This is a genomic window from Micromonospora sp. NPDC047644 (genome assembly GCF_040704315.1).
In the GTDB taxonomy this organism is placed as follows: domain Bacteria; phylum Actinomycetota; class Actinomycetes; order Mycobacteriales; family Micromonosporaceae; genus Micromonospora.
The window spans coordinates 180,725-193,189 of record NZ_JBEYSY010000004.1; the positions used below are offsets into that span (position 1 = coordinate 180,725).

General features: G+C 74.3%; 9 protein-coding genes. 8 read left to right on the forward strand and 1 reads right to left on the reverse strand.

Annotated elements, in window-relative coordinates; genetic code table 11:
* Nucleotides 1-17: 17 nt before the first annotated feature.
* The 3 genes from AB0877_RS08655 (at nucleotide 18) to AB0877_RS08665 (ending at nucleotide 3,696) form a co-directional block, all read left to right on the forward strand.
* Complete coding sequence (locus AB0877_RS08655; protein WP_366607962.1) at nucleotides 18-1,640, forward strand: trypsin-like peptidase domain-containing protein; 1,623 nt, start codon at nucleotides 18-20, stop codon at nucleotides 1,638-1,640.
* A 177-nt stretch (nucleotides 1,641-1,817) separates the two neighbouring features.
* Nucleotides 1,818-2,489 carry a BON domain-containing protein gene (locus AB0877_RS08660; RefSeq protein WP_366607964.1) on the forward strand — a complete coding sequence of 224 codons (672 nt, stop codon included), beginning with the start codon at nucleotides 1,818-1,820 and terminating at the stop codon, nucleotides 2,487-2,489.
* 151 nt (nucleotides 2,490-2,640) lie between these two features.
* A complete protein-coding gene (locus AB0877_RS08665) occupies nucleotides 2,641-3,696 on the forward strand; it encodes a glycosyltransferase family 4 protein (RefSeq protein WP_366608133.1) in 1,056 nt (351 codons plus the stop codon).
* Between the two features lie 18 nt (nucleotides 3,697-3,714).
* Here the strand turns inward: AB0877_RS08665 and AB0877_RS08670 are convergent, their stop codons facing one another.
* Nucleotides 3,715-5,214 carry a protein kinase gene (locus AB0877_RS08670; RefSeq protein WP_366607966.1) on the reverse strand — a complete coding sequence of 500 codons (1,500 nt, stop codon included), beginning with the start codon at nucleotides 5,212-5,214 and terminating at the stop codon, nucleotides 3,715-3,717.
* Nucleotides 5,215-5,369: 155 nt separating this feature from the next.
* Between AB0877_RS08670 and AB0877_RS08675 the strand changes: the two genes are divergently transcribed.
* The 5 genes from AB0877_RS08675 to AB0877_RS08695 all read left to right on the forward strand — a co-directional run bounded on the left by AB0877_RS08675 (nucleotide 5,370) and on the right by AB0877_RS08695 (nucleotide 12,253).
* Nucleotides 5,370-6,203 carry a patatin-like phospholipase family protein gene (locus AB0877_RS08675; RefSeq protein ID WP_366607968.1) on the forward strand — a complete coding sequence of 278 codons (834 nt, stop codon included), beginning with the start codon at nucleotides 5,370-5,372 and terminating at the stop codon, nucleotides 6,201-6,203.
* Nucleotides 6,203-7,207, forward strand: coding sequence for a 1-acyl-sn-glycerol-3-phosphate acyltransferase (locus AB0877_RS08680; RefSeq protein ID WP_366607970.1), 1,005 nt, complete (start codon nucleotides 6,203-6,205; stop codon nucleotides 7,205-7,207). Before AB0877_RS08675 ends, AB0877_RS08680 begins: the two co-directional genes overlap by 1 nt.
* Nucleotides 7,208-7,228: 21 nt before the next feature.
* Nucleotides 7,229-7,549: a divalent-cation tolerance protein CutA gene (gene cutA / locus AB0877_RS08685; RefSeq protein WP_091406014.1), complete on the forward strand. Its 321-nt coding sequence runs from the start codon at nucleotides 7,229-7,231 to the stop codon at nucleotides 7,547-7,549.
* 48 nt (nucleotides 7,550-7,597) lie between these two features.
* Nucleotides 7,598-11,065, forward strand: coding sequence for a hypothetical protein (locus AB0877_RS08690; RefSeq protein ID WP_366607971.1), 3,468 nt, complete (start codon nucleotides 7,598-7,600; stop codon nucleotides 11,063-11,065).
* A gap of 135 nt (nucleotides 11,066-11,200) precedes the next feature.
* Nucleotides 11,201-12,253, forward strand: coding sequence for an acyl-CoA desaturase (locus AB0877_RS08695; RefSeq protein WP_366607973.1), 1,053 nt, complete (start codon nucleotides 11,201-11,203; stop codon nucleotides 12,251-12,253).
* The last annotated feature ends 212 nt before the right edge of the window (nucleotides 12,254-12,465 follow it).

Genomic DNA, 12,465 nt, shown 5'->3' on the forward strand with positions numbered 1-12,465 from the left:
AGGGAGAAGGTAGTGCCATGACCGAGTTCGAGTCCGACCCGCAGCGCCGGCCGGCCCCCACCGACGCCGAGCCGTCGCACCCCACCGCCGAGCTGCCGCGCGACGAGCGCGTGCAGTCCGACTCCCCGACCACTCCGGTACCGGTCGTCTCGACCGGCGGCGACCCGACGGTCGCCTCCACCACCGGTGACGCGGAGACCACCACCGCCATCCCGGCCGGTTACCCCGGCTCCGCCGCGCCCGCCGGCCCGCCGGCCGCCGCCCAGTCGACCGGCTACGAGCCGTCGACCGGCTACGAGCGTCCGGCCGCCACGCCGTCCGCGCCGCCGTACCCGGTCTCCGGTCACCCGGCGCCCGGCCAGGCCGGCTACCCGCAGCCGGCCGGTCACTACCCCGGTGCCCCCTGGTACCAGGGCCAGCAGTCCGGCTGGGCCGGCGGGGGCCAGCCGGGTATGCCGTACGCCCAGCACCAGCAGCACCCCGGGCAGCACGCCCAGCACCCCGGGCAGCACCCGCACCACCCGGGCCAGCCGGTCCCGCCGTGGGGCCCGCAGGTCGCGCCGCCCGGCAGCGGCCCCCGGCCGGGTCGCATCGCCAAGTTCGCCGGTGCCGGCGTCGCGGTGTTCGCCCTGATGCTCGGTTCCGGTGTCGCCGGTGGCGCGCTCGCGCTCGCCCTCGACGGCGACGGCGGCGGCATCACCCGCACCTACTCCGCGGCTCCCGTGATCAATGGCGCGGACCTGCCGAAGATCGCCGCGTCGGTGCAGGACAGCGTCGTCTCGATCACCACCGGCAGCGGTGAGGGCTCCGGGGTGGTGCTCAGCGCCGACGGGTACGTGCTGACCAACAACCACGTGGTCGCGTCCGCCGCCGGCGACGCCGTACGGGTGGTCTTCGCCGACGGCAAGACCGCCGACGCGAAGATCATCGGCACCGACCCGAAGACCGACCTGGCCGTGGTGAAGGCCAACGGGGTGAGCGACCTCAAGCCGGCCAAGTTCGGCGACAGCGACGCCATGCAGGTCGGCGACCAGGTGCTCGCCCTGGGCAGCCCGCTCGGTCTGCAGGGCTCGGTGACCTCGGGCATCCTCAGCGCCCGGGACCGCACCATCCGGGCCGGCGAGGGTCAGCCGCAGGACCCGACCCAGCAGCAGGGCCAGGCGGTCAGCTCGATCTCCGGCCTGCTCCAGACGGACGCCCCGATCAACCCGGGCAACTCCGGCGGCGCGCTGGTCAACACCCGGGGCGAGGTGATCGGCGTCAACACCGCCATCGCGACCTCCGGGCAGAGCACCGGCAACATCGGTGTCGGGTTCGCCATCCCCAGCAACAAGGCCAAGGACGTCGCCGGCAAGCTCCAGCGTGGCGAGAAGGTCAGCCACCCGTCACTCGGGGTCGGCGTCAACCCGGCCGAGGGCGGCGGCGCCCTCGTCGCGTCGGTCACCCCGGGTAGCCCGGCGGAGAAGGCCGGCCTCCAGCGCGGCGACGTCGTCACCCGGTTCGGCGACAAGCCCGTCAACGACTCGGACGACCTGGTCGGCGCGGTGCAGGCCGGCAAGGTCGGCGACCGGGTCGAGGTGCAGTTCAAGCGCAACGGTGTCGAGAAGTCGGCGACCGTGACGCTCGCCGAGACGTCCTGACCAGTTACTGAACCTGCTTCCTCCCGCCAGCGGCGGGTGGCGGGGCCGAGGGGGTCGGCTCCGTCACCCGCCGCTTCTTTGCGCCCGGACGGCGGTTCACCCGGATCGGGTGAACCGCCGTCACCCGTCCGCCCGGCAGGTTCGCAGGGCGACGACCGGAACCGGGGGTGACGTGCCATGACCGAGGTGGTGGATGTCCGCGAGGACCAGCGGATCCAACGCGACGTCCTGGCCGAGCTGGCCTGGGACCCCCAACTGCAACCGAACGAGATCGGGGTGACCGTCGACCAGGGCGTGGTCACCCTGACCGGGTTCGTGGACGGTGCGGCGCGCGGTTGGGCCGCGACCCGGTGCGCACAGCGGGTCCGGGGCGTACGGGCGGTGGCCGACGAGATGGAGGTGCGGCTGCCGGGCACCCCGGGGCGTACCGACGCCGAGGTCGCCGACGCCGCCACCCGCGCCCTGGAGTGGGACAGCTTCGTGCCCGCCGAACGGCTCGACGTGACGGTGGCCAACGGCTGGCTGATGCTGCGCGGCGAGGTCGAGTTCGGGTGGCAGCGGCGGGCCGCCGAGGGCGAGGTGCGCCGGCTCGACGGCGTACGGGGCATCACCAACCTGATCGAGGTACGACCCGCGGCGCCACCGGACGCCGAGCGGCTGCGGCGGGACGTCCAGCGGGCGCTGCTGCGCACGCTCGGCGGCGAGCGGGTGACCGTCGAGGTGGACGGCGACACGCTGGTCCTCGCCGGGGTGGTCCGCTCCTGGTGGGAACGCGACCAGGTCGAGCGGGTGGCGTGGTCCGCGCCCGGGGTGCGGGTGGTCCACGACCAACTCCTGGTGGGCGGGTGATCGTCGTCCGCCATGTCCGGTTTACCGGGGACGCCACCGGGAAACCGCCGCCGACCGGCGGTGCCGCCGTACCGGGGAGCAACGGGGAGGACTCGTGGCCGTGAACCACTCGCCTGCGGGCCGCCCCGAGGAGCGATCGTTGCGGATCGCGATGGTGGTTCCGCCATGGTTGTCAGTTCCGCCGCCCGGCTACGGCGGCCTTGAGCAGGTCGTCGCCGCCCTGGTGGACGCGCTGTGCGGGCAGGGGCACTCGGTCACCCTGTTCGGCGCCGGAGGTGACCACGGCACGGCGGCCGACGGTTTCGTCTCCACGGTGGCCGAGATCCAGTACGAGCGGCTCGGCGAGTCACTACCCGAGCTGGCACACCTGGCCCGGGTGAATCGGCTGATCAGCCCGGCCGACTTCGACGTGATCCACGACCACACCACGATCGGTCCGCTGGTCGCCGGTCGTCGGGCCGTGCCGACGGTCGCGACGGTGCACGGCAACCCCGTGGGGGAGTACGGCGACGTGCTGAGCGACATCGACGCGGGCGTCGCGCTGGTGGCCATCTCGCACGCCCAGCGCCGGCTGAACACGGACCTGCCCTGGGCCGGCACCGTGCACAACGCGCTCGACATCCGCGGTTTCCCGCGCAAGCACACGCCCGGCGCGGGGCCGGTGCTGTGGCTGGCCCGGTTCAGCCCGGACAAGGGCCCTGACACCGCCATCCGGGCGTGCCGGGCGGCCGGACTGCCCCTGCTGTTGGCCGGCAAGTGCAACGAGCCGGCCGAGCGCCGCTACTACGAGCAGGTCGTCGCGCCGATGGTCGACGAGGACGTGACAGTGGTGCTCAACGCGGACCGCGCGACGACGCTGCGGATGCTCGTCGACGCGCGCTGCCTGATCATGCCGATCCAGTGGGACGAGCCGTTCGGCATGGTGATGCTGGAGGCGATGGCCACCGGCACGCCGGTGGTGGCGCTCAACCGGGGTGCGGTGCCGGAGCTGGTGCGGCCGGGGCTGACCGGGCTCGTCGTCGAGCGGTCGGAGGAGCTACCCGCGGCGTTGCTGGCGGCGCAGCGACTCGACCCGGAGGACTGCGTGGCGCACGTGGCCGGGAACTTCTCGGTCGAACGGATGGCGAGCGGCTACGCCGAGGTCTATCGGCGCTTCGCCCTCGGCCGGCACGACGTCCGTGATCCGGCCCGGGTGCCGGTGCGCTGACCCATCGGTGTCGCTGGGTCAGGCCCCGGTCGCGCCCAGCTCGGCGATGGCGGCGTCCAGCCGGGAGGCGTACGCCGGGCTGATGCCGCCCTCACCGAGACGGACGGCGACCTTGGCGCGCAGCCGGGCCACCGGCGGTGCCAGCTCCTCGCGGCCGGAGCTGACCGCGACGGTCAGGTTGCGCAGCTCGTTGCGCAGGTCGAGGGCGACGTCGTCGCGGATCTCACCGGCGCTCAGCCCGGTGCCGATCAACCCGTCGACCCGGTTCGCGACCTCGGTGAGGGTGCCCGGGTTCGAGGTGGGCGCCCCGGTGGTCGGCTTCGTCGAGGGCGGCGGGGTCGGCGGGGCGGACGTGATCGGCGTGGACGGCTCGGGGGCCGGCGGGTCGGTCGACGGGGTCGTCACCGGCCCGGCGGATTGCTGCGCCCGGCGGGTCGGCTGCTGTTCGGGCAACAGCGCCACCCCGGCCGCTGTCAGCCCGACGGCCAGCACCAGCAGCAGCACCAGTCGCCGCCGCGACCAGCCCGACCCGGTCGGCGGCTCGCCCGCGCCGGAGGAGGTTTCCCCGTCCGGGACGGCTCCGCCCAGTCGCGTCGCCGCCGCGATGCTGGGCGTCGCGACGGCGGGCGACTGCGGTGGCAGGGGCTGGGTGGGCACCCGGATGGTCGCCGTCGGGGGCTCGGCGGGCAGCGAGTGGTCGCGGAGCGCGGTGGCGACCTGGCGGGCGGTCGGCCGGTCGGCCGGGTTCCGGGCGAGGCTGCGCAGGCAGATCTCGGCCACCGGCGCGGGCAGGTCCGGTAGGTCGGCCAGCGTCGGCGGCGGGCCACTGGCCAGCGCGGCGCTGAGCTGCTCCCAGGTGTCCGCCGGATACGGGACCCGGCCGGTGAGCGCCTCGTGCAGCAGCACGCCGAGCGAGTACACGTCGGTGGACGGCTGGGCCGGCGCGCCGTCGAGACGTTCCGGGGCGACGTACGCCGGGGTGCCGAAGGTCTCGCCGTCCTCGTCCTCGTCGGGCGCGCCGATGCGGGTGGCGATGCCGAAGTCGAGCACCTTGACGCCGGTGGCGGTCATCATCACGTTGGCCGGGGTGATGTCCCGGTGCACGATGCCGAGCCGGTGCGCGGCCGCCAGCGCGTCCGCCACCTGCGCGCCCACCTGGACCGCCTCGGTCCACGGCAGCGGCCCCTCGGTGAGCCGAAGCTTCAACTCCTCGCCGTTGAGCAGCTCCATCACCACGAACGAGGTGATCGAGCCGTCCGGGTCGACCGTCTCGCCGTAGTCGTGCACGGAGGTCAGGTGCGGGTGCACCAACTGGGCGGCGGCCCGTGCCTCCTCGCGCACCATTCCCCGGAACCGCGCGTCCGCGGCGAGTGACGGGGCGAGCACCTTGAGTGCGACCACCCGGTCGAGCACCTCGTCCCGGGCACGCCAGATGACCGACATGCCACCAGCGCCGATCTGGTCCAGAAGTCGGTATCTGCGAGCCAGCAATCGGCCCGGATGCAGCGCTGCCTTCACGGATCGCACCTGCCTCAGGGGTGGGAGCGGTATCAGGTTGCGCGAATGCGATCAGCCTGTCAACGCTGTCGCCGCCGACCGTCGGTGGACGGTGCCTACCGTGCGCCGACCGCCGGCCCGACAGCCGGCGGCGGGCCCGTGCCAGGATGAGAGGCATGGCGGCGGGACCGGTGGCGTTCGTGCTCGGCGGCGGGGGAGTGCTCGGCGCGGTCGAGGTCGGCATGTTGCGTGCCCTGTTCCGGGCCGGCATCCAACCCGACATGGTCCTGGGCACCTCGATCGGCGCGGTCAACGGCGCGTTGGTCGCCGCCGACCCGTCCGAGGCGGTGACCGACCGGCTGGTCCGGCTCTGGGCCTCACCGGAGGCGAGCGAGGTGTACGGCGACTCGGTCGCCCGGCAGCTGCGCCGTTTCGCCGCCCGCACCCACCTGCACTCGCCCCGGCCGCTGCGCCGCCTGTTGGAGACCGAGCTGGGGGTGGACACCACCTTCGCCGACCTGCGGGTGCCGTTCCGGTGCTGCGCCGCCCACATCGAGCGGGCCGCGGAGCACTGGTTCGACAGTGGTCCGGTGGTGCCGGCGGTCATGGCGTCGGCCTCGGTGCCGGGCCTGCTTCCGCCGATGGAGATCGACGGCGCGCACTACGTGGACGGCGGGATCGTCAACTCCATCCCTATCGGCGAAGCGGTGGCCGTCGGCGCCCGCCGGATCTACGTGCTCCAGGTCGGTCGGATCGAACGGGAGCTGACTCCGCCCCGTCGGCCGTGGGAGATCGCGCAGGTCGCGTTCGAGATATCCCGCCGGCACCGCTTCTTCCGGGAGTTGGCGGCTCTGCCGGAGGGGGTGGAGGTGCACGTCCTGCCGACCGGCGGGCTCAACCCCCGCGACGACACACCGTGGGCGTACCGGGACATGGCGGCGGTGGGACGGCGGATCAGCCGCGCGTACACCGCCTCACGGCGCTACCTCGCCACCCACCAGGAGCGTTGATGCCGTTACCTCCCCGGTGGCTGCGTCGGCTGCTGTTCGCGCCCGCCGTCGTGCTGCTCGCCTTCCTCGTGGTCACCACGTTGCCGCTCTGGGCACTTCTGGCCGCAGCCGCGTCGCCGCTGGTCCCGGGCCGGTTGCGTCCACTGCGACTGCTCTGGATCGGCTGTTTCTACCTGGTCTGGGACGCTGCCGCGCTGCTCGCGCTCTTCGTGCTCTGGGTCGTCTCCGGTTTCGGCTGGCGGACCCGGTCGCCGGCCTTCCAGCGCGCGCACTACGTGCTGGCCGGGTGGTTCCTGCGGGTGCTGTTCTGGCAGGCACGGTGGACACTGCGGTTGAGCATCGACGTGGTGGGCACCGACCCGGACACTGCGCTGCCCGGCCGGCCCGAGCTGGTGCTCTGTCGGCACGCCGGGCCGGGCGACTCGTTCATCCTGATCCACGGGCTGGTCAACTGGTTCCACCGGGAGCCTCGGATCGTCCTCAAGGACAGCCTCCAGTGGGATCCGGCGATCGACGTGCTGCTCAACCGGCTGCCGAACCGGTTCATCGCGCCGACTACGGAGCGCGGCGAGGAGACGGTACGCCAGGTCGGGCACCTCGCCACCGGCCTGGACGACAACGACGCGTTCGTGATCTTCCCCGAGGGCGGCAACTTCACCCCCCGGCGACGGCTGCGCGCCATCGCCCGGTTGCGCTCCCTCGGCCTGGAACGGATGGCCCTGCGCGCCGAGCGGATGCGCCACGTGCTCGCCCCGCAGCCCGGTGGGATGCTCGCCGCGCTGGACGCCGCACCCGACGCCGGGGTCATCTTCGTCGCCCACACCGGTCTGGACCGGATGCTCACCGTCGCCGACGTGTGGCGGGAGCTGCCGATGGACAAGCGGATCGTGATGCGGTTCTGGTCCGTGCCGCCGGAGGACGTACCGACCGGACGGCAGGAACGCATCGACTGGCTCTTCGACTGGTGGGCGCAGATTGATGCCTGGATCGCCGCTAATCGGTAAATGTCCGCGTAGGGTGCGGGCGTGGACGAGATCTGCGTGGTGACAACGGTGGTGGACGCGCGTTCGGTCGCCGACGTGCTGGCGGCTGCGGCCGTCGCCGGCAGGCTCGCCGCCTGCGCCCAGGTGGGTGGTCAGGTGGACAGCACCTACTGGTGGCGATCCGGGATGGAGACGAGCACCGAGTGGTCGGTGCAGTTCAAGACCGCACCGGATCGGCTCACCGCGTTGCTGGACCAGATCCGGGTCAGCCACCCGTACGAGGTGCCGGAGATCCTGGTGTCCAGGGTGGAGAGCGGAAACCCCGACTACGCCACCTGGGTGTACGAGCACACCCGATCCTGAGTACGCGCACTCTGGGTCGCACCCCGGTCGGTTGTCGATGATGACCCGGTGGACGACACCCGATACCCCTGTCCCGCCTGCGGCGCACCGGCCGATCTGAGCGCCGGATGCTCCGGCTGCCGGCGCGCACCCGACCCGATCGCCGCCGAGGTGGTTCGGCTGAGCCGGGAGGTCGCCGAGCTCGAGCCGCAGGTGGAGCGGGCTCGCCGCGCGTACACCGAGCTGGCCGGACGGCTGTCGACAGTGTCCGGTCGGCGGGCCGAACTGGCCGCTGTCGTCCGCGCCGGGCTGGCGGTCCCGGTCGTGGCGCGCCCGGTGCCGGTGCCGGTGGCCGGCCCGGCGCCGTTCATCGGCCCGGGCCCCGGTGTCGCGGCGGGCTCCCGGCCGGGTGCGGCGGAGACCTCGGCCCGGACGGTCCAGGGTCTGCTCTTCGTCCTCGGTGGACTCCTGCTGGGCACTGCGGCGGTGGTGTTCACCGCGGTCGCCTGGGCGGCGGTGGGGGTCGCCGGCCGGGCGTTGATTCTGGCGGCGTTCACCGCGTTCGCGCTGGGCGTACCGCTGCTGGCGGTCCGCCGGGGGCTGCGCGGCACGGCGGAGACGTTTGCCGCGGTGGGGTTGCTGCTGGTGGTGCTGGACGGTTACGCGGCCTGGTCGGTGGACCTGGCCGGCGTGACCGGCTGGCCGGGCAGCCGGTACGCCGCGCTGGTCGGGGGGGCCAGCGCGGCGGTCGCCGTGGCGTACGGCCGGTGGAGCGGGTTGACGGGGCCCTGGTTCGCCGCCCTGGTGGCCGCCCAGCCGGCGTTGCCGCTGCTCGCCGCCGAGGCCGGGCTGGGTGCGGCGGGGTGGGCGTTGGTCCTGCTCGGGGTGGCGTCGCTGAACCTGGCCGTGCTGGCCGCGCTGCGTGGCCGGGGTGGGGCGGCGCAGCTCGTCGGCCGGGTGTTGGCCGGCGCCGGTCACGTCGGCGCGCTGGTGGGCGCGGCGGCGTGCGCGGTGGTGCCGCTGGTCGGTGGGCGGGCGGGGGGCTCGCCACTGCTGGCCGGGGTGCCGCTGTTGCTGGTCGCGCTGACCGGTTTCGGCGCGGCCCGGCTCGTCGGGGGGCGGGCGCTGCGGGCGGTGGCGGCGGCGCTGCTGGTGCCGGTGCTCGCCGCCGCCCTGCTGCGTCCGGTGGCGGAGCTGCGGCCGTCAGTGCTGCTGCTCGCGGCGGCGACGGTGGCCCTGGGGATGGCCGCCGCCGTGCGGTTCCTGTCGGCGGCGGTGGACGGTGGCGGCGGTTGGCGGACCGGTCCGCGGGCCGGTGCGCTGTTCGTCGCGGCCGGCACGGCGCAGGTCACCGTGTTGATCACCGTCGGGCTGGCGGTCGCCGCCGTCGGCCGGTCGTTGCCGCCCTGGGGCGGGGCCGGGACGGGGCCGGACCTGAGCTGGGGCTGGCAGCTGGCACTGGCGGTCGCACTGACGATCGGTGCCACGGTGCTGCTGCTCCCGGCCAGCACGCGCGCGGTGCTCGCCACGGCCGGGGCGGTGGCGGTGCTGTTCGCCGTGCCCGCCGGCTGGACGGCCTCCTGGCCTCAGGTGGTGGCCGTCGACCTGGTCGGCGGGGTCGCGTTGCTGCTCGCCGTGCTGGCCCGTCCGACCACCCCACCCGTCGCCCTTCGCTCGCGTGCGCTCGGCGGTGCCGTCCTGCTCGGGCACGGGCTGCTGGTCGCCCTGGCCGCCCCGGCCGGTGCCCTGGTGGCGCTCGGCGTGCTCGCCGTCCTCGGGCTGGCGCTGGCCGTCCGACAGGGGGCCAGCGCGTACCGGGAGGTGGCCGGCGCGGGTCTGCTGGTCGGGCAGCTCGCGCTGCCCGGCATCGCGGCGGTGGCGACGTTCGCAGCGGGCGGGCCGCCCTGGTGGCAGGCCCGGCTCGCGCTGGCCGCCGCCGGGCTGTCGCTGGTCGCGGCGCTCGCGGTCCGTCGCCACCGGGTGGAGCTGATCGGGTACGCGGTGACCGGCGCCGTCGCCGCGGTGACCGTGTCCGGCCTCGCGCCGCTGGTCGCGGCGGGTGACGAGCCGCTCGCGCCGTACGCGGCGCTGGCCGCGCTGGGTGTCGCGTTCGTCGGCTACGTGCTGGCGCCGCCGAGCGGCCTCGGCCAGGTGGCTCTCGGAGAGCGGCCGGCGGTTGACGGGCGCGGGTCGGCCCGGTCGGCGTTGTTGCTGGCGGCCGGCGCAACGCTGGCGGTGGTCGCCGTCCTGGCGGCCCTGCCGACAGTGCTGAGCGCGCTCGGGTCGCCCTACGGCGGCGGGAACCGGGTGTGGTCGGGGGCGCCCACCGTCGTGGCCGACCCGACGGTGCTGCCGGTCGGGTTCGCGCTGGTCGTGCTGGCGGTGGCCGGTGCGCTGGCCGGTCGGCGGGTCGGCCTGCCGGTGCCGGCCGCGTTGCCGTTCCTCGCGGCGGCGCTGCCGGTGCTGCTCATCGCGATCGGCGCGCCGTGGCCGGTGCTTTCGGCCGCCGTTCTGCTCGCCGGCCTGGCGGCGCTGCTGTTCGCCGCGCTGGCCGCCGCCCGCCCGGCGCTCACACCGGTCGCCGTGCCGGTGGGCGTGGTGCTGGTGGCCTCCGGTGTGCTCGGTCTGCTGGCCACCCGGGCCGGGACGCTTGCCGCCGAGGGGGCGCTGCTGGTGGCGGCGGTCGCGGTCGCCGCCGGCGCGCGCCGGTTCGAGGTACGGGTCGCCGGCTGTCTCGCCGCCGTGGGCGCGGCGTCCGCGTTGGCGGTGACCGCCCCCCTCGCCGGTGGGCTGCCCGTGCGGGCTGCCGCGTACCCACTGCTGGGGGTGGCCGCGCTCGTGCTGGCCGCCGCGGCGCTCACCCCGGCGCGGGTCCGGCTGGGACGGGTGCTGGACGCCGCCGCACAGGCCGTCGCGCTGGTGGCGGCGGTGCTCGCCGTCGAGGCGGCGCGGCACCTCGCCACCGTCTGCGTGCTCTGGGGTGCCGCCGTCGCGCTACGGCTGCTGCGCCGGGGTGAGCCGGCCGCCCTGCGCTGGGTGTTCGCCGGGATCGCCGCCGGCAGCGAGTTGCTCGGGGCCTGGGTGCTGCTGGCCGCCGGCGGGGTGACCGTGCTGGAGGCGTACACGCTGCCGGCCGCGGCGCTCGCCGTCGCAGCGGGTCTGCTGGCGTTGCGCACCCGGCCGGGGCTGACCAGCTGGCCGGCCCTCGGCCCGGGGTTGGTGGCGGCGCTGCTGCCCAGCCTCGTGTCGGTGCTGGCCGGGGCGGACCCGCAGCCGTGGCGGCGACTGTTGCTCGGTGTGGCGGCGACCGGCGCGGTGCTGGCCGGCGCGACCCGCCGGTGGCAGGCGCCGGTCCTGCTCGGCGGCGGGGTGCTGACGCTGCTGGCGCTGCACGAGCTGGCCCGGGGTTGGGACCTGCTGCCCCGGTGGATCTACCTGGGGATCGGCGGGCTGGCGCTGGTCGGGCTCGCCGCCACCTACGAGCGGCGTCGACGTGACCTGGCTCGACTGCGCGCCGCGGTGGGCCGACTGGGCTGAGCCGGACCAGTAGGGGTAGGGCCTGCCCTACCCCCCATTCGGGGGCTGTCGGGGTTACTCAGCGCTACCGCGATCGGGAGACTCGACAGTAGCCCGAACCACCCTGGCGCGGGCGCATGAGGAACGGGAGCAGCGATGGCGCTCGGAGCGGTGGCGGAACCGCCGGTACGACGGCGAGGCAGTGACTACGCACAGTTGTCCCGACGGATCAGCCAGGCGGGTCTGCTGGAGCGGCGCCCCGGCTGGTACGTCACCCGCATCGTGCTCACCCTCGGTGCCTTCGTGGCCGGCTGGGTGGCCGTGTTCCTGCTCGGCGACTCCTGGTGGCAACTTCCCCTCGCGGCCCTGATGGCGGTCGCCACCACGCAGGTCGCCTTCCTCGGCCACGACGCCGGGCACCGCCAGATGTTCCGCCGGCGTGGCCCCAGCGAGTTGGTGGGTTTGTTCGCCGGCAACGCGGCGGTCGGGCTCAGCTACGGCTGGTGGGTCAACAAGCACAACCGGCACCACGCCAACCCGAACCACGAGGACGAGGACCCGGACGTCGGCGCGGGCGCCCTGGTGTGGACGCACGAGCAGGCGCTGGGCACGCGGGGGTTTGGTCGCTGGCTGGCCAGGCGGCAGGCGTACCTCTTCTTCCCGATGCTTCTGCTGGAGGGCCTGAACCTGCACGTGGCGAGCATCCGGGCCATCGTCGGCCGGGATCCGAACGGCGGGTACACCGTGCCGATGCGGCACCGGGCGGCCGAGGCGGCGCTGCTCCTCGCGCACACCGTCGGCTATGTCGCGCTGCTGCTGGCGGTCATGTCCCCGGTCAAGGCGCTGCTCTTCGCCGTCGTGCACCAGGCCCTGTGGGGTCTCTACATGGGTTGCGCGTTCGCGCCGAACCACAAGGGCATGCCGATGCCGACCGCCGAGGACGAGTTGGACTTCCTGCGTAAGCAGGTGCTGACCTCCCGCAACGTACGCGGCAGTCGACTCGTGGACACCGCGTTGGGTGGCCTCAACTACCAGATCGAGCACCACCTCTTCCCGAACATGCCCCGCGCCAACCTGCGCCGGGCCCAGCCCATCGTCAGGGCCTACTGCGCCGAGCAGGGCATCCCGTACGCCGAGACCGGGCTCGTCGAGTCGTACCGGCAGGCCCTCGGACACCTGCACGAGGTGGGCCAGCCGCTGCGCGGCTAAACGACGCCGGCCGCTGCGCGGCTGACGCGAGGATCGAGCGGTGGGGCGGGCATCTGATGATGCCCGCCCCACCGTCATGTGCCTGGACCGCGATTCGGCGCGGGCGTCACTCGACACCGATCTGACAAATATTAATGTCCATATTGGGCCATTGTTCCTGGCCTTGGGGCAAAAATTGCCCTGCGTAAATAGTTGCTGCAATCAATCAACGG

Excerpts from the sequence above, each read along its gene's own strand:
- AB0877_RS08665 (WP_366608133.1), top strand. The coding sequence starts at position 2,641 with ATGGTGGTTCCGCCATGGTTGTCAGTTCCGCCGCCCGGCTACGGCGGC.
- AB0877_RS08695 (WP_366607973.1), top strand. The coding sequence starts at position 11,201 with ATGGCGCTCGGAGCGGTGGCGGAACCGCCGGTACGACGGCGAGGCAGT.
- AB0877_RS08675 (WP_366607968.1), top strand. The coding sequence starts at position 5,370 with ATGGCGGCGGGACCGGTGGCGTTCGTGCTCGGCGGCGGGGGAGTGCTC.
- AB0877_RS08660 (WP_366607964.1), top strand. The coding sequence starts at position 1,818 with ATGACCGAGGTGGTGGATGTCCGCGAGGACCAGCGGATCCAACGCGAC.
- AB0877_RS08655 (WP_366607962.1), top strand. The coding sequence starts at position 18 with ATGACCGAGTTCGAGTCCGACCCGCAGCGCCGGCCGGCCCCCACCGAC.
- AB0877_RS08680 (WP_366607970.1), top strand. The coding sequence starts at position 6,203 with ATGCCGTTACCTCCCCGGTGGCTGCGTCGGCTGCTGTTCGCGCCCGCC.